16 protein-coding genes and 1 tRNA gene are annotated in these 16833 nt (G+C 61.7%); 10 read left to right on the top strand and 7 right to left on the bottom strand.

All coding sequences use genetic code 11. The features are described 5' to 3' along the window. Window positions 1-27: 27 nt before the first annotated feature. From P1L41_RS14420 to P1L41_RS14400, 5 genes are read right to left on the bottom strand one after another with little or no spacing between them, the layout of a single operon-like run. Window positions 28-774 (bottom strand): DUF7289 family protein, encoded by a 747-nt coding sequence (locus P1L41_RS14420; protein WP_276296428.1) that lies wholly within the window; start codon window positions 772-774, stop codon window positions 28-30. Further along, window positions 767-1216: a DUF7266 family protein gene (locus P1L41_RS14415; protein ID WP_276296427.1), complete on the bottom strand. Its 450-nt coding sequence runs from the start codon at window positions 1214-1216 to the stop codon at window positions 767-769. Before P1L41_RS14415 ends, P1L41_RS14420 begins: the two co-directional genes overlap by 8 nt. Further along, window positions 1209-2237 carry a DUF7261 family protein gene (locus tag P1L41_RS14410; protein ID WP_276296426.1) on the bottom strand — a complete coding sequence of 343 codons (1029 nt, stop codon included), beginning with the start codon at window positions 2235-2237 and terminating at the stop codon, window positions 1209-1211. The genes P1L41_RS14415 and P1L41_RS14410 overlap by 8 nt, the downstream gene beginning before the upstream one ends. Further along, entirely contained in the window at window positions 2225-2812 is a 588-nt protein-coding gene (locus P1L41_RS14405) for a DUF7288 family protein (RefSeq protein ID WP_276296425.1), read from the bottom strand. Before P1L41_RS14405 ends, P1L41_RS14410 begins: the two co-directional genes overlap by 13 nt. Window position 2813: 1 nt before the next feature. After that, window positions 2814-3416, bottom strand: a complete 603-nt coding sequence (locus P1L41_RS14400; protein WP_276296424.1) for a DUF7287 family protein — start codon at window positions 3414-3416, stop codon at window positions 2814-2816. Window positions 3417-3613: 197 nt separating this feature from the next. Between P1L41_RS14400 and P1L41_RS14395 the strand changes: the two genes are divergently transcribed. From P1L41_RS14395 to P1L41_RS14350, 10 genes are all read left to right on the top strand, one after another. Further along, a tRNA-Ala gene (locus tag P1L41_RS14395) sits at window positions 3614-3685 on the top strand. A 233-nt stretch (window positions 3686-3918) separates the two neighbouring features. Then, window positions 3919-4125, top strand: coding sequence for a DUF7563 family protein (locus P1L41_RS14390; RefSeq protein ID WP_276296423.1), 207 nt, complete (start codon window positions 3919-3921; stop codon window positions 4123-4125). Beyond that, window positions 4122-4346, top strand: coding sequence for a hypothetical protein (locus tag P1L41_RS14385; RefSeq protein ID WP_276296422.1), 225 nt, complete (start codon window positions 4122-4124; stop codon window positions 4344-4346). The genes P1L41_RS14390 and P1L41_RS14385 overlap by 4 nt, the downstream gene beginning before the upstream one ends. Window positions 4347-4855: 509 nt before the next feature. Then, a complete protein-coding gene (locus P1L41_RS14380; RefSeq protein WP_276296421.1) occupies window positions 4856-5128 on the top strand; it encodes a hypothetical protein in 273 nt (90 codons plus the stop codon). Then, a complete protein-coding gene (locus tag P1L41_RS14375) occupies window positions 5121-5642 on the top strand; it encodes a PD-(D/E)XK family putative nuclease (RefSeq protein ID WP_276296420.1) in 522 nt (173 codons plus the stop codon). Before P1L41_RS14380 ends, P1L41_RS14375 begins: the two co-directional genes overlap by 8 nt. Next, window positions 5642-6166, top strand: a complete 525-nt coding sequence (locus P1L41_RS14370; protein ID WP_276296419.1) for a hypothetical protein — start codon at window positions 5642-5644, stop codon at window positions 6164-6166. The genes P1L41_RS14375 and P1L41_RS14370 overlap by 1 nt, the downstream gene beginning before the upstream one ends. Then, window positions 6163-7773 carry a DUF7845 domain-containing protein gene (locus tag P1L41_RS14365; RefSeq protein ID WP_276296418.1) on the top strand — a complete coding sequence of 537 codons (1611 nt, stop codon included), beginning with the start codon at window positions 6163-6165 and terminating at the stop codon, window positions 7771-7773. Before P1L41_RS14370 ends, P1L41_RS14365 begins: the two co-directional genes overlap by 4 nt. 927 nt (window positions 7774-8700) lie before the next feature. Continuing rightward, window positions 8701-8970 carry a HalOD1 output domain-containing protein gene (locus tag P1L41_RS14360; protein WP_276296417.1) on the top strand — a complete coding sequence of 90 codons (270 nt, stop codon included), beginning with the start codon at window positions 8701-8703 and terminating at the stop codon, window positions 8968-8970. Between the two features lie 287 nt (window positions 8971-9257). Further along, window positions 9258-10802: a hypothetical protein gene (locus P1L41_RS14355; protein ID WP_276296416.1), complete on the top strand. Its 1545-nt coding sequence runs from the start codon at window positions 9258-9260 to the stop codon at window positions 10800-10802. A 560-nt stretch (window positions 10803-11362) separates the two neighbouring features. Further along, window positions 11363-11992, top strand: coding sequence for a hypothetical protein (locus P1L41_RS14350; protein WP_276296415.1), 630 nt, complete (start codon window positions 11363-11365; stop codon window positions 11990-11992). A 215-nt stretch (window positions 11993-12207) separates the two neighbouring features. Here the strand turns inward: P1L41_RS14350 and P1L41_RS14345 are convergent, their stop codons facing one another. Together P1L41_RS14345 and P1L41_RS14340 are read right to left on the bottom strand one after the other, a co-directional pair. Continuing rightward, the gene (locus P1L41_RS14345) at window positions 12208-14250 is read right to left on the bottom strand and encodes a type II secretion system F family protein (RefSeq protein ID WP_276296414.1); all 2043 of its coding nucleotides are present in this window, start codon (window positions 14248-14250) and stop codon (window positions 12208-12210) included. Further along, window positions 14247-16736 (bottom strand): type II/IV secretion system ATPase subunit, encoded by a 2490-nt coding sequence (locus tag P1L41_RS14340; RefSeq protein ID WP_276296413.1) that lies wholly within the window; start codon window positions 16734-16736, stop codon window positions 14247-14249. Before P1L41_RS14340 ends, P1L41_RS14345 begins: the two co-directional genes overlap by 4 nt. Window positions 16737-16833: the final 97 nt, after the last annotated feature.

Genomic DNA, 16833 nt, shown 5'->3' with positions numbered 1-16833 from the left:
CTATCGCTCGGTGGGTTCTGCCAGGTCTTACTGGTCGATGGCGACGCCGATGTCGTGATAGACGACGTAGGCCCGGTCGAGCGTCCCCGGACTGTCGTGATCGCACTCGATCTCCTGTGGCCCGACGTTCGAACAGGTGAAGCCGTTCGACTCGAAGTAGTCGGACCAGAGCGTCGACCGGGGGGACCGAACCGTCACCTCGAACCTGGTAATGCCGCCGGTCGTGTTGGTGTAGACGACGTCCGCCGCCCGGTGGTCGGTCCGGACCAGTACCGTCGACCCACCGAGACTCTGGACCTGTGGCGAGTTGAGACCGATTATCGAGAACAGGACCCGGTCGTCGTTGACGGCCAGTGGTGGCTCGCGTACGACGATTCCGCTGTCGCGATTGGTCCGGAAGACGGCCCCGGCCTCGTAGACGAGTTCCCGGTCCTGGTTCCCACTGTAGACCAGCGGCCGTACCTCCCACGACTGTGTGAAGGTCGACGCGCTTCCGTCCTCGATCTCGACGCTCATCGTGACGTTGTCCTCCGTGGCCAGCTGTGCCTGCGCGAGACTGATCTCGGTCGCCCTGCTCGGCGCGCCCTGGCGATGGAGGTCCGCGAGGTTGTCCGCGAACACGTCGAACGCACGCTCCGCGTTCTCAAGTTGCTCTGCGTCACGCGCGTCCTGGAGGCTGCCCAGCCCGCTCACCGACACGATCGCGACCGAGGTCACGACCAGCGCGAACACCAGCGTGAAGCTCAGCACTTCGCTGACGGCACGGTCACGCATCGCGAATCACCAGGGCCCCGCCGTCGTAGGCAATCTGGATGGTCCCGCCGTCGGCCGTGGACGACTGGAGCGACGTTTCGGTAACCACACCGACGGTGACGGATATCTCCGGGTTCGACGAAGCCAGTACGACCTGTTCGTTCGACTGGTCCAGCGTCATCTGGTACGTACTCCCCGTCACCCGGTCGGGATACGTCTTGTTCAGCCGGACGGTCAGACTCCCGCTGCTGTCCGCCGCCACCACTAGACGGTCGGCACGGGCCAGGTCGGCCCCGATCTGCTGCCCGATGACGGTCAGCTCCTCCCGGACGACCTGCTCGCGGCGGTCCTCGACGAAGCCGCTGCCGGCGATAATCAGTCCCGTAACGAGCAGCGACGCGATAGAGAGGGTCAGCACGTATCCCAGCGCCGTCGAGACGGCACGGTCGTCCTGCTTACGCATCTGGCTCACCCGGGGCGACCCGAATCCTGGTGTCGTACTGGACCTCGGACGTCTCGTATGTGAACTGTACGCTCAGACTGTAGATCGCGTCAGTGGCGTACGGCGAGAGCCCCACGGTGGTGTTGAGGTTCGGCGTCGGATTGGTGCCCGTCGATCGGGTCACGAGCGAGTAGTTTCCGACCACCTCACCGCCGTTCTCGTAGGTGATGTTGTAGCGCTCGTCACCGACGCCGTGGGCGAACCGCCCGTCGAAGAAGCCGTCCACGTCGGTCAAACCCTGTCGGAGCGCATCACACGGTTCGCCGGCCACGGTCCCCCCGGTCACGTCGACGTGGACGTAGGGGTGTTCGGCCTGGTGGGTACAGCTCTCGCTCCCGCTCGGTGTAGTGACTTCCACGATGACGTCCTCACCGGCGTCGACGTCCCCGTCGGAGGCGCTGTAGAGGCGCATCTCCCAGGTCGGTTCCCCCCTGGTCCCGTTGGCCGTGACGACGAACGCGTCACCCGAATCCGGTAGGGTCGAGACGTTCATCTTGAAGGCGCGCGTCGCGTTGTGCTGGTCCGAGTCTCGCTCGAGGCGCGTGACGACCTGCCACTCTCCGTCGCCGGACAGGTCATTGTCCTCGAAGGTCCGTCCGCCGCTCTCGTTTTGCACGATGCGAGACCCGTACACCGGCGACCCCGGTACCAGCCTCACCTCCACCAGTGCGCCGCCGGTGACGTGCTGGAGCTCCAGCTGGTCGGTTGTCTCCCCGATACCGGCTTTCACCCCGTTCTCGAGCGTCGTCGTGGTCGACGTGTTGTGGACGTTCGCAGCGAAGATGGCCTCGCCGACGCTCGCCTCGGCCATCGCCCGGACCTCCAGCGCGTCGTCGCTCCCGCCTGTCTCACCGCGACTGGCGAGGTTCTCGGTGAAGATGGCGGAGTTGACGATGAGCGCCAGCGCGACGAACGTCACCGCCAGCGCGAAAGCGGCGATGAGGATTATCTGGCCGCGGTCCGCGCGCCTCAGATTCGCCACGCGACCACCTCCACGCGGACGGTGTTGAAGATATTCTGTCCGGTGTCCGGAACCGGGTACGTGATGTTGGGGTCATGCAGTGTCGTGCCGTTCCGCGTCTCGTTGGCGTTGTACAGGTGGTCGTCGTCGACGAGCGTCACTGTGTGGCTCGCGGAGACGGCGTTGTCGCTCGGGACGCCGCTGTAGACGTAGCGTTGCGTGATGCTCTCACCACCGCTGTTCTGGAAGGTGAAGTAGACGTTGTACGCGATGCCGCGCTGGTCGAACGAGCGATTGAGCATGTCGCCGAAGGTGTTGTTCGGCGGCCCGTTCGTGTAGTAGCCCAGGTTGGAGTTGGTCCCGTGGTAGCGCTGTGTGGTATTGTTCCAGTAGAGCACCGCGGGCTTGAGCGCGCCCGTCTCTGCCGCGGCCGCGAGCACACCGCTCCCGGTCGCCTGCTGCTGGTTCTCGATGTGCTGACTCGACGTACTCGCCGACAGCGGCGTCACGGCCGTCATCTGGAGGGCGAAGACGAGGCTCGCGAGCATCAACAGGCCGGCGACGACTGCCTCCAGCGTATGTGCCTGCCCTCGCATCTTACCACATCTCCACGTAGACGGTGACGTCCTTCCCGTTCAGCGACGCGACGCGCAGCGCGGTCACGGTCGCGTCGTTCGCGTCCGGCGGGGCGTCGCCTCTGGTGAACGGGACGTCGGGGTCACCGTCGCTGGTGCCACACGTCCCGTGCGAGATACCGACGAGAACGTTGTCGTCCTCGTCCCAACAGAGGATGTCCTCGTCGCCACTGTTCGGTGCCGTTCCCCGGATGGTGACGTTCAGGTTCTGCCGCGCCGGGTCGAGGCCCATCGCTGCCTCGACAGATGTCCCGGCAGTCCAGTCGCCACCGCACTTCTCGGCCGGCGACTGGTTATCGAAGAAGAGAATCGTACACTGCGAATCGAGAACAAACGGCTCTTCCGGCGTTCCGAGCGCGCCTTTAGTGAGATGGTCTGCAACCCGATTCGACGAGACTGTATCTCCCTGTCCGCCGGACGTAAACGGCGCTAAGAGACCCGGAACGAACAGGAAGACGAAGATGAGCACCGCGAGGAAGAGGCTCATCCCGATGGCGAAATCGAGCGTCGTCTGTCCGCGGTCCGCTCCCGACGACGTCGGGCGTCGCTGGTGACTGCGTGCCACGCGTTTGCCGTCCCGTTGCACATCCATGATAATTGACCCGATTTGACCCTCGTGACTGCGTCTGACAGCTGGTCGTACCGGACGCTCTTAGCCATTGTGCCGCAATTATCAAAATGTGATGGACGGGACCGTCTCTCACCTCCCTCCTGCTTCGATGCCTTTAAGAAAGGCCACCGGATACTGGTGAATGCGACCGAGGGCTCGTAGATCAGGGGTAGATCACTCCCTTGGCATGGGAGAGGCCCCGGGTTCAAATCCCGGCGAGTCCACTTGAAAATAACCGCCGTGACGGGGGAACCCAAAACGGCGTTTTCCACACTCTCAAACGCTTAGCGAAGAGTTTGGGTTTTTCGACGGGTCCCTCAGAAAACCGAGATGACCAGCTGGACAAGCGCGGGTCCCGCCGTCGGGCGATTTCTGAGAGAGAAATCTGCCGATTCTGTGGCGACTTCGCAGACAAGCATCAGCGCTGCCCAGCACTCGACGACGGGAGGTGTCGGCCGTGAGCCCGCAGTGCAACAACTGCGGCGCCCACGTCTCGTCCGAGTATCACCGCGTTCGCTCGGGCAATGACGGCATCCTCCACGGGTGTCCGTCCTGCACGTCACCGGCCACGCGCCAGCGCGAAGCAGCCGGCGTCGAGGCCGACTACAAGGTGCGGACCGACGCTGATGGCCGGACCGTCATCGAGCGGGGTGGTGAAGCGTGACGATATCGCTGGAGAACCGGAACAGAGGTGCGCCACTCTCGATCGAAAGCGACCGCCTGCTCCGCTGTCCCGAGTGTCACGCCCGCTGTACCATCGGGACCGACGGCCAGACCGAATACGGCCATCTGACCGGGTGTCCCCGTCGCCCCGCGGACTTCCCGAAAGGCGGTGGCTACGTCCAGCATCGTGACCACATCGACGTCAGTCCGGAGGTGGCCTGATGGTCGCCCGCGACGACGTCTGCGAGTCCTGTGGCGTGACCTGTCGAGCGACGATGACGCGTTTCGCTGACGGTTCGTGCTGGAGGCCGTGCAACGAGTGTACCCGGCAGTGGCTGCTGATCTGGCGGTACTGGTGTGAGCGTCAGCCCCAGCAGGCCAATCGTGTGCGGGCGGCAGCAAATGTCGACAAACTCGCTCGTCCAGACGGGGTGAGCAGTAGATGCTCGGGGGTAGCAATGGTCTCTCTTTTAGTTTATCTCGTTGTTCCGGAAGAGATTGCACCCTTGAATCCACATTCAGGGCACTCCAGGACGTCGCTGTCATTCTTACTGGAGACCATCACAAAGGCGTTCCCACATTCGCAAACCACCTGACTGGGCGTCACGTTCGTGAGTATCAGGATTGTATTATAAAAACCCGGACTAGTCTTCTTAATTCTCGAAAACTCTCTGTTGGACTGGTCAGACGACCAGAAATCACAGATACAGTACTCTGGGGAGGTGAGGCCGGTGTCGAGTGACCTCCACGTCACGGACCACGTCGACAGTCGCCGCTGGCTCCAGCGCTCGGACGACCCGGTCATGGACCCGGTCGATGCCTGGGCTCACGGCGTCCGACTCCGCGGCCACGGCCTCGAGGGCGACGAAGTCCGCTACCACGAGCACACGCGCACCGTCCTCGTCCGGAAGAACACCAGTCTCGTGACCGTCCTCAACGCTACGGACCTACCGTCTCAGGTCCGTTACGCAGTGCGGCTCGTCCGGGAGGGCACCGATGAGTAGTGGCCGCATCGCCCGTGCGAAGGCGATCGGGCACAGTGTCGAAGACCTCGTCATCGAGCAGTTCGACGCCCTCGATGCCGTCTTCGACGAGAACGCTCATCACGATGCCGTCACCCACGATCTCCTCTCGCCCCAGCTGGTCGACGTCGCGGCCCCGGTCGTCTGGGCCGGGATTCCACTGGTCGAGACCGACACGCGTGTCGAGATCAAGGCCGCGAAGCGCTGGACCAAAGACGGTGACAGTCGGCTTCGTGGTCGGTGGCTGCTCAAAGGTCGCGACGACGGACAACATGCCGCGATACTGGATGCGGCCGGCGTCTACGCTCTTGCCATCTACGACGAGACGCCAGCCGCCGAGCGCGTCCTGGTCGCCGTCGCGATAATCCCCGCGTCGCTGCTCGACGAGCACCTCCGCGGTCGGTGGTGGTCGGTGGACCGGCGCGAGGGGACCTTCGCGCGGTTGGGCTGGCCCCACGTGATCGACGCGGACACCCTCGGAGGTGCTGATGACTGATGCCGTCGACGCACCAGTCCAGCGACCGTCGCGAGCGGCTGCACTGTCCGAAGCCTCGCGAGGAGATCAGGGAGGACCCGGCCCGCTGGCTCGACTGGGACTTCCTCCAGGACTCGGCCCGCAAGGACCTCGTCTGGTCGCTGATCGACGGGATGGACTCGCTCCAGCGCGTCCGGATCTGGAAGGCCGTCGAGCGCAAACTCGCCAGTGATCGGTACGACTCGACGGTCGGTATCGACGAGCCCCGCGGGCCGATCATGCAGCGCCTGGACCAGCGCGAGGAGTGGCTTAGCCTCCATGGCGAGCGGCCGGATCGGCTGCCGCACGGTCCACGGCGCCAGTGTGACTGTTGCAACGATGAGGCCGGTGTCTCCCCCGCTGACCTTCGCGAACGCGACGAGGAGACCGCTGAGCGGCTCGTCGCCGCCCACGAATCCGGCGGCGTCGACACGAACGAGACGAGTCCGACGACGGAGGCTGCGACGCTCGGCGAGTACGCGACCGGCGGAGGTGAGGACACGTGACGCAGGTGGCACCGCATACCCACGAGGCGAATGCGTACCTGAACTACGCCCCGAAGGGTGACGACTACGACGGCCTCGACCCCTACTGGGCCATCTCGAATCTGTACATCAACGAGTTCGACGGCTGGCGAAAACTCAAGGACGTCGAGATCGAGGGCGAGCGCTGGGACATCCGTATCAACCGTTCGACGTGCGGCATCGCCGCTCGGCCGAGCGATTCCGTTGACGGCGCCCTGTACGAGTTCGACATTACGATGCGCGGCCCCGGTCGGACGAAGGTCTCCTTCAATCTCTCACCGCGCTACGAGTCGATGCGAAATCCCGACGGCGACTCCATCTCGATGGCCTGGGACCACCTCGAACACGACGAAGGAATCGCTGTCTACGTCCAGGCGTCGAACGTCAATCCCGACCGCTTCCCCAGTCTGCTTGCTCGCTCAATCTTCGAACTGGCCGACAGCGCCGACGTCGGACTGTACCACGGTTATTTCGATGCACCAGCCAGCGGCCGCCTGACCGACCTGGAACGCTACGTCCGCATCCTCCGGTCGATGAGTGAGAAACTCGTCGGTGCCGGCGGCCTGCTCGACCGTATCTCGATGCGCCTATCCGACGCGAAGGGGACGAAGGGCCGCTATCGGTTCGACAACGAGGAGATCAAGGGCCACCACCACACCATCAAGCACCAGTCGACGGCGGCTCGCGAGTTGATCAGTCATCACTCACTGGGTGGCCAGGAGAAGGTCTACCTCCCTGAACACCCCGAGAAGTTCGAATCAGACGATGCGCTCTACCACCCGAAGTTCGGCGTGAAGTACGCTAAGAAGCAAAACAAGAATGGCGCTGTCGACTGGGACCAACGACACGACGTGATTCAGGAACTCGACGAGCGGCTACTCTCGATTCTCTCCTGGGCCGGCATCCCAACTGAAGCCGGCGGGACGACCTACGTGGTCGACGACCACTTCGACGCAGCGCCCGCAGAGGAGTCGGTTGCGATTCATGCTGACCCACTGCCGAAACTTGAAGCCAACCAGGAGCATCTCCTGATGACGTGTCTGCGCGACATGACGCCGGCCGGCCAGGAGATCGCCGAGGTCGTCGCGACCGACGGCGGTCAGCATGTCGAGGACGTCGCTGACGCGACTGATACGTCGCTCTCAACCGTGTATCGCGTGCTGCAGCGGATGGACGGCGTTCTCGAATCGGACAACGGCCACGTCCAGTTCGTAAGTGAAGCACTGCGCAAGGAAGTCCGCGGAATCGTCCAGTCCGTCGAACACGCTATCGAGTCTGCTGCCGACCGCGCGGCTGAACTCGTGAGCATGGACCTTCGGCAGTCAGCCAGCAGTGCATTCGATAAGTGGATGGCGAGGTACGGCGCCGATATCGACTGGCCAGAGCACGATGGAGGCCAGGTTCGCGTTCGTCTCGACACGCTGCTCTCGACGATGAACGACGACCGACCATCGCCCGAGCAGGCGATCGCCGAGATGTACGAGGCCTGGGAAACTGACGGCCGCCATCCGAAGGCACTCGACGGCGGGCTCCTGGAGGCCGACACGTATCTCAGTGGTAGGACGTCGTTCCGTGTGACCCCACCGTAACGCCCGGCAGGTGAGTGGCAACACTGGTTCTCGGTAGGGTTCTTTAAGTACCGTTGTGCGTCCGTGAGACGTACCCCTGGTTTCGGATGGAGTGTTTTCAGAACGTGTCTTTTGTCTTAGTGGTTATCTTGCCGATTCTCGTTCCCGGTCAGTGGGACGCACCGCCTTGGGGGTGTCTCTAAGGAGACATTGGGCCAAAAATACACACAGCCCCGCTCTGCAGCCGCAGATTCCAGGTGAAGCACTCGAAACGAAGGGGTTTGCCCTGTCTAAACTCTCATTTACTGAAAGATTGTTGAGGCTGTGGTGAATACAGCGCGCATATCTCGCATGGAATCTTTGCCAGAAAGTGGTGGCTTAAGTCGGGCAGTACAGAGTATTGAGAGGACATATTGACCGGAACCCCTTCTCTGAATCTGAACGAATTACGTTCTGAATTGGGGACGCAGAGTGATCGCTTATCGAGTTGCTCACCGGTTTTCCGACAGCGGGGTGCTATCACTCTCCTTGAACCGGATCCATGTTGTTTTTATTTCTTTGTCGGTCGGGTCTACCGGGCAGAGGATATACGTGGAGACCGGGGCTTGTTCATCAAGCAGAATGATATTCAGTTCGGGCCCTTCAGGGCGTTCACAGTGGTCAGTCATATTAAGATGGGGTGATTTCGAGGAAAGCAGCATCCGTGGGGACGTTTGATGGTCGCTGCACACCCTATATACTACACTGTCCTGCATAAGCCAATCTACCAGGTGAGTGTGGTATTCTCAGCCATATACGGGTAAACGTTACATACCTGACCGATTTTACCCAATTCCTCGGACTCAACACCAAAATTGTGCTCTCCAGATTCATGGACTGGTCGATGAGGTGACTACCAACATACATAGTTGTACTAATCATTTTTAGTTGTCAATTCTACCACCGTGTATGGGTAATGAACAGAGTTTCCACTATGAGCCAGCTGAGGGCGAAGAGCTAAGCACAGCTGTCGTAACAGCGGTAGCAGAGGCTCACGAAGAGGATGCGATTGAACAAAAATGGCTTATCAGTGAAGATATTGACACAGATGCGCTCGACCGGCTTTTCCAAAACCACCAGCTGAAGATGACACTTCAGTTTGAAGCCGATACGACCACTGTTACTATCATTGCCGACGAAATGGGCTATCCAGTCATCACAGTCGAATCACACCGCTAAGTCAACGTAACTCACGGCTGGTTCAACGGGACACTCCTGAATAGATTCAACCCTATTGCTGAACTCAACCTCTATATCTCGCACGAAGCTCCTGACAGCATCTGAGTAGGTATCCGCGAGCGTGGTGAATACAACGCGCGTATCTCGCAGAGAGCTGGTTCAGACCGAACTCCGTTCATTGTCGATCCCGGGCACAGGCAATGGATCTGGAACAGGAACCGCGTGCACAAATTTGATGACTATTTATAATCTAATTTATATGCTTAAAGAACGTTTGTAGTTTAGATATGGATAGCAACTCGAACGAGACGAGAAGCCGTACCGAGCAGAGCCCCTCCGAGTGGGGAATCACGAGGCGAACGATGCTCGCTGCCGGCGGAGCGGCCGTACTCGGTGGGCTCGCGGGGTGTTCCGCCGTCGACGGACTCATCGACCGCGGTGCCCAGCAGCTGGTCGGGACGACGGCCTCCGCCCCGGCGGCGTTCTACCCCGGGCAAGCGCCGTCGAATCAGGACCCTGACAGCGACGGTGACGGGCTGGAGTTCTCTGTCGCTGGTACTACCGAGGTTCGGGCGGTGCCGGCCACGGTCCGGGCTGACTCCCGTGAGATCGACCTCGAAGGCTGGTCAACGAGCGGGCAACAGCAGGCGCAAGCAATATGCTGTGGGGCCATTGCGGGCAAACCACGACCACCGACTCAGAGTGCCGGCAACGATACGGATACTGAGACCGCGGATGACGACGCTCTCAGGGAGTATCTGGAGGACGAGCCGACTATCGGAGAGCGGTTCGTCGTCTGTCTGCCCGACGCGAAGCTTCCGGGTGACCGTGGCTCGCTGGCCGAGCAACTCACACTGGATCGGGTGCTCGCGTACTTCGCCCCCTCACGCGAACCGGACGGTGTCCGCGCACCGTTCCACGACCAGTACGGGAGCCAGGGAATCGAGTACGACGACGACGGCTGTATTCGGACCGCCGGCTCCGTGTCGCTCCACGAGGACATCGCCTGTCAGAACATCCTCTCGGCGGAACTGGACACCTACCGCACCGCAGGCCGGGGCATCGTCGGCCACGGAATGGAGGGGGGCGCTGTCGTCAGTGGTGCGCCGATATCGGCTGGCATCATTGGAACACGCGTCTTCCTCACGACCGACGGCACAGGCGAAATCATCCTCGGCGAGGACAGAGATATGGTGATGCCGGGCGACAACGTCGAATACGACAACGGCGGATCAGGCTCGCAGACGCTGGTCTGTCCCGTGGCCGTGACGCCGGTGGATGCACCGACGGCGTTGCCCGGGCTGTTCTACGTCCGGCGGGTCATCCACGACGATCAGATCATCTTGGCCGGCGGGTGGATACTCGACGAGGGCGCACTCTTCGAGGAGTCGGTGACGCTCCTGTTCGACGAGGGTCCGACCGAGGTCGCGAGCGTCACCCCGGATGATATCGAGAGCGACGAGTACGGGGACCGTATCGTCGAGCAGTTCGCCCGCGACCGGAGCCGATTGGGCTCGTTGGTCGGTAGCACTCTGGTAGAGAGCACCGAGATGAATAAAGCAGAACTGATCGAGCAGATGGCATCGCAAGCATTCCAGACCGACGAGGGGCGGAAAGGACTCAACGCCGTGAACGTGAAAGTCCTCGGTGAACAGGGGGACGACGACGATGACGACGACGGCAGCGATGACATCCGGCTGAGCGCGACGGCGCTGGACGCTCCGCTCGTCCATCTGGCCGGGGCCCAAGAACTATCGGAGGAAGAAAAGCTCGAAGCGGCGGGCAGTGGCGAGGAAGTCGATATCTTGGGCATGGGAGCCGAAAAATTATGAATTTCGGATGGCACGTTGGGAGTCAGTTCCATTCCGATACTATGCTGCATATACGCTCTGTATCTCGCACGCCGGTACTGACAGATACGGGATACACTCTCGATCGGTGGGAGTGATTACTGACTCGACGCTCGTGGTGAGACGATTCTCGAAACCGCCGGAAGGCGGCCCGGTTTAATCGATTCTTTCACGCAGTGTCATCGTATCCCGGCGGGTCCATAATCTTCCCATTCGGTACAGAATCGACAGAGTGTGAGCCAACTTATCCTATCTCGCCCTTGTCGACGTCCGGTGTGAGTGAGACCGAAGCGGCTCGCTCGGCTCGCACGAACCCCAGCGAGTCTACTGCCGCTCACAGCTCGAGGGCGACGGAAACCGTGCGTTCGATACGGGGCGTGAATCCTGGCAGTCGCGGCGTCGACGTAGTGAACGGCACTCGGAGAGACGGACACTGTCTCGAGTAGCACTCGTGTACGGAAATCGAAACGGGGGAATCGTAAGCGAATCATACTCTCTGTAATATCATCGTTACAATATATCTGTGTCATCGACCACGAACGATGGAGCGAAATACATCGGACTCGGACGATGGAACCAGTCTCAACCGACGAAAGGTCCTGAAGACGGCCGTTGCGACGACGGCCGGCCTCGGACTCGCCAGTGGCACTGCGGCGGCGAACACCTCGTTCCAGGTCAACTTCTGTGGGTGTAGTCAGATCTGTGTCAGTTTGGACACAGACGACTCGACCCAGTGGTTTACTGTCCTCATTGCTCAGGAAAGTGACGAAGATGGGTGGGAGCTCTCTGTCGTGCGAAAACAGGGAGATTTCTGCTATGAGGTGGATGATGGAAAGATCATCGCGGGCACCCCGACCAAGGAGGCGAACCCCTGGTCAAACGATGCCTGTTACGTCTGTAACCCGACAGAATGTGCGTCGAAAGCGCTGGCTGCCTGGGAAGCCAAGGCTGAAGAGAAGGGAAAGCCGGGGAGCCAATGCCGAATCCGGGAGTTCGGGACGGGGTTCAAGTACGATTCAACTGAACCAGGTACGGAAAATTGTAAAAACCGCGATCCGTTCGACGTGGTACAGGGTAGGTGTGGCGAGCCAGGGAAGACACCTCCGGACCAGCCGGGACCCCAAGGCCCCCCTGGACCCCAGGGCCCGCCAGACCACGCGAACGGTAAGTAAGCGGGGGTCAGGAACGAGACTAGGGACGGCCACGGCAACTGAATTCACCTGGTTATTCGAGGTGTCTCGGCGACAACGCCAACCATCGCTGATTTGCCCAAGCGCACTCTGCGGTGAACCGCTCTAACAGTGGCTGTAAGCTCATGCTTTTCGCGGGAATTCGTGCTGGCCGTCACGAGGCTGAGTCCGTCGCGTGCCGGAAGGCCCGGCGTCGTTCACCCGACGGCGATCCAGACGGCCAGTGCGATTGTCGAGAGGATGACGACGAACTTCACGCCCGCGATGAGCTTCACCTCGCGGATGTAGCCCGCGATGAACGACGACAGGATGGCCTGCAGGGTCACCGCGTGGAAGAACAGCATCGACAGCATGTTCGTGTCGACGTTGCCACCGAACCCGGCGCCACCGCCGACGCCGCCGGCCCCGCTCGAACCCGAGGCCTGCGCCGAGAGCCCGGCCATCACGTCGAGGAACTGCGTCTTCAGCAGCGCCATCACGCCAAGCAGCGTCAGGTAGGTCATGATGATGATGACCGTCTGCATGCGCGTCCGGGACTTCCGGTCGCGCTCGATGTCGTCCTGGTTCTCGGCGGCCTGTGCGGCCGTCGACAGCACGTTCTGAATCTGGCTGGACGCCTCCTGGGCCTCCGCGATGAGTTTCACCGTCCGGGCCAGTCGCGGGACGTGGTACTTGTTGTTGAACTCCCGGAGCGCGTTCTTCAGGCTGGTCCCGTAGTTGACCTTCGCGTGCATCGTCTCGAACTCCTCGGAGAGCTTCCCGGCAGACGTCTCGGAGACGACCTTGATCGATTCGAGCAGCGTCATCCCGGTGTCGTTGGCCGACGCCAGCTTCCGGAGGTTCTCCGAGAGGTTGCCGACGATGGCCTTCCGCGAGCGCTGGTTCCACTCGTAGAAGACGGCCAGCGGCAGGAGGTTGATGTACAGCGGCACGTACACCCAGGCAAACGTCCCCAGGACCGGGTTCGCGATCATCCCGTCTATCGACAGCGGCGCCCAGCCGAGGACGACCGTGGCCGCAACCGCGACGATGGAGATGGGGACGGTGAGGCCCAGGACCAGCAGGGGGTGGTCGCGGAAGAACAGGTGGGGCTTCAGCAGTATCTGTGTGAGCTCGTAGGTCCCCTCGCGGTTCTTGATGCGGTCGAAGACGCCGTGGGTGCCGGTGTACTGCTCGACGAGACCGAGGTTGAAGACGCCGATACCCTCGTCGACGACGACATCCTCCTCGCGGGCGTTCGGCCGCAGATAGCCGTCGCCGACGGCGTCCTGAGTGACCGTCGAGACGAGCACCAGGAAGGCGATACCGGTCAAGGGGATCAGGCCGTACACCGTCCCGTAGATGAGCGTCGTCTGGGCGTTGCCCATCATCGACATGATGACGAGGATGATGATGAGCAAGAGCGGGAACAGGGAGAGCGTCATGTACATCTCGCCGAACAGCTCCAGTGTCTCCAGCATCTTCTCCTGTTCCTGCCGGGCGGTTCGCATGTGTTTCTCCTTCTGGTCTTCCAGGAACGAGGTCATGTCTCCCCCGGAGTTGATGATAGAGAGCATGTCGGTCAGGAACTGGGAAAGCTGGTCGGAGGGGGTTTCGAGCGCCTGGTTGCGCACGGCCGTCCGGTAGTCAGTATCGAAGTATTCGGTCTCCAAGACGATGGACTGGAACTCCTTTGCGGCCTCGCCGTACGTGTCGTCTGCTTGCCCCATCGCGTGGAGAATCTCCAGCTGGTTCAGCCCGCCCACAGAAAGGGCGTACATGAACGAGATGGAGTCCGACAGCAGGACGTTTATCTCCCGTTTTCGCGCCCCGGCCCGGAAGTACGGAATCGAAACGAGCGAGCCGAAGCCGACGGCGAAGCCGATGGCGCCGAAGACGATGCCGGTGAAGAGGACGATTATCGGGAGTTTCAGCGTGTCGATGAGCGCCGACGTCGAGTCGGAGACGGGAATCCCGATGAAGGTGAACTCCGAGGGGTTCGGAATCAGGATGTTGACGAGCAGGTAGCCAAGCAGCGTCCCGACGAGCCAGAGCGCGAGGCCAGCGATGACGCCGACGGCCAGCGCCCGCGCCAGGAACATCTCGACGTTGTCCGCCATCCGTGCCTGGGCGAGTTTCTTCTCGACGCTCTTGACGAAGTCGCCCTCCTCGTCGAACAGCCGCTGGTAGGCGGGGTAGAAGGTGTCACCCAGAGCGCCGCCGCTGGCGAGCTCCTGCTGGCTCTTCGTCTTGAGGCTCATCCGTCCCCGTCCTCCCCGGCCTTCGGGACGAACTCGCCGAACCCGATGGTGTCCTCGGCCTGCGGCTCCGTCTCCTGTTGCCCGTCCATCAGGGCAGAGACGATGTCGGGCGTGTCACGGCTCCGGTAGTTGTCGAACAGCGAGGACGCGTCGTCGAGGACGGCCTTCGTCTCCTCGACCATCTCCGACGGGGCGTCCGGCCGCGGCACCATCTCCTCTTTCGCCGGGTCGATGTCGATCTTGACCGACTCCATCTCCCGGAGGTCTTCGAGCGAGTTCTGCAGCTGGTCGTTCGCGATCAGCGTCAGTATCGTGTCGGGGTCGTTGATGTACGCCTGGACGGTGGCCGCAACCTCTGTGTAGGTGTTGAGTCCCTGCTCGATGAGGTACGCGAGGACGATCTTGCGTTTGAAGATCTCCGTGTCGAGCTTCTCCTGGGTCCACCCACGGTCGAACTTGATCTCCTCTAAGGTGTTGGAGTTGCCCATCTGGACGTACTCGTCGCGCTGGGCGCGCCACTCGTAGACGTCCCGGACGTTGATCTCGTCGTTCTCGGCGGAGTACTCGTTGATCTCGGTCAGGGACTTGTTCCGGCGGACCTTGTTGCCGTCGACGCGGGTCTGGGTCTGGATAGAGACCAGGTCGAGCGCGGTAAACAGCGTCTTCGAGACGTTGATGGGTTCGGTCGTGAAGCGCTTGATGACTTCGCCGACCGAGTCGGCGTGGAACGTGGTGTAGGTGGTGTGCCCGGTCGACATGACCTGGAAGAGGGTCCGTCCCTCCTCACCACGGATTTCGCCCATCACGATGTAGTCGGGCCGCTGTCGGAGCGCGGCTTCCAGCAGGTCGAACTCGTCGACGTCGCCCCGGTCGTCCTCGCCGAAGGAGGGGCGGGTGACGCTGGCGACCCAGTTGCGCTGGGGCAGCTCCACCTCGCGCGTGTCCTCGATGGAGACGATCTTCGAGTTCGACGGGATGAACAGCGAGACGGCGTTCAGGCTGGTCGTCTTCCCGGACGCCGTGCCCCCGGCGAAGATGAGGCTCTTGTTGTTCTCGATACAGAGCCAGAGGAACGCCATCTCGTCCAGCGAGAACGTGTTCCAGTTGATGAGGTCGATTGGGGTGAACGGGACGTCCTTGAACTGCCGGATGGTGTAGTTGGTCCCGTGGTCCGACACTTCGCGCCCCAGCGTCAGCTGGGCACGCGACCCGTCGGGCAGCGTCGCGTCGACCTGTGGTTGCCGTTTCGAGATACCCTTGCCCGACCGTTGTGCCAGTTTGACGACGAAGTCGTCCAGTTCGCCCTCCCCGTGTTCGACGTTCGAGATGATCTGCTCGTAGTCGGTGTGGTAGACGAATACCCGGGAGTTGTAGCCGTCACACGAGATGTCCTCGACGTTGATGTCGTGTTTGATGCCGTCGATGCGGGCGTAGCCGATGAAGTCCCGCTTGAGCATGTAGAGGAGTTTCTCGACCTGGTACTCGTTGAGCGTCTTCGGGTCGTCCTCCAGGATGGCGGGCTCGGGACGCACCGAGATGCCGTCGAGTGGTCCCCCGTCTTCCGTTTCCGTGTCTTCTATCCCCAGCAGGCTCTTGACCTGTCCCATGAAGCTCTCGTCGCTGTCGGCGGTCCCGACCGACCCGTGGTAGAGGTCGTACCGCGAGAGCAGCTGCTCGGCTTCGCGCTGGATGACGTCGGCCCGGTCCGTCTCCGACCCTTTGACGATGACGTCGTCCTCGGAGTACTTGATGGCCGTCTTGAGCTTCCCCGAGAGGAATGACATCAGGTCCGCTTCGATGGGGTTCCGGTGGGGTTCGATGACGTAGTACTTCTTCTCGTTTTCCTTGCGAGAGTGGAAGATGACGACGCAGGCAAAGGGCTTGTTGACCCAGTACCGTTCGAGCTCTTTGAAGTGTGACTTCTTCGACTGGGGCACCGCCTTCTCGAGGTCGTAGCGGTTGACGACCGTCGTGTAGCCCTCCTGTGTCGAGAAGAACTCGTCTTCGTCGAGCTCCGGGCTGACGTCGACCGTGTTTCGGTCGACAACCGCATGGAGCTCGCTGGCGAGGTCCTCGCCGTACGAGAGCACGCCCTCCGTCTCCTCGGCGTCGAACTGGAGGTACTCGGACTCGTCGAAGGGGACGACGCGCCCGTCCTCGCCGCTCGGCCGTGTGCCGTTTTCGTAGTAGTACTCCTGTTTGAAGTGTTCCCAGGAATACTGGCCTTTGACGACGGGTGTCGTACTCGGGTCGATGTACGATTCGAACACGCCATCGAGTGTCTTGGCCGCGCTGGCGGCGTCGTCGAGGCGCTGTGGCAGTTTGGTCGGTTCGAAGCCCAGGTACTCGCTCCGGTCGAACCGTCCGCCGGTGTGTTCCTCTCGGCGGAGGTCGTCCCAGGTGTACTCGCCGACTACGGGGGAGCGCTCCCCCGGTCCGGTTCCGATTTGGTCTGCCGCTCCCTCCTCAGATTGGTCAATAGCCATTGTCTTTCATTTCCGGTGACCCGTAGAGAAATCGACTGTCAGTGACCCGACCCACTGTAGTCCAAGTGGTGTGACATGATTCGGCACGGTTGACTGG

The sequence above is a fragment of the Haloarcula ordinaria genome, assembly GCF_029338275.1.
Classification (GTDB): domain Archaea; phylum Halobacteriota; class Halobacteria; order Halobacteriales; family Haloarculaceae; genus Haloarcula; species Haloarcula ordinaria.
The sequence above is the reverse complement of the archived record's forward strand: the minus strand, read 5'-3'. Positions and strand labels throughout refer to the sequence as shown.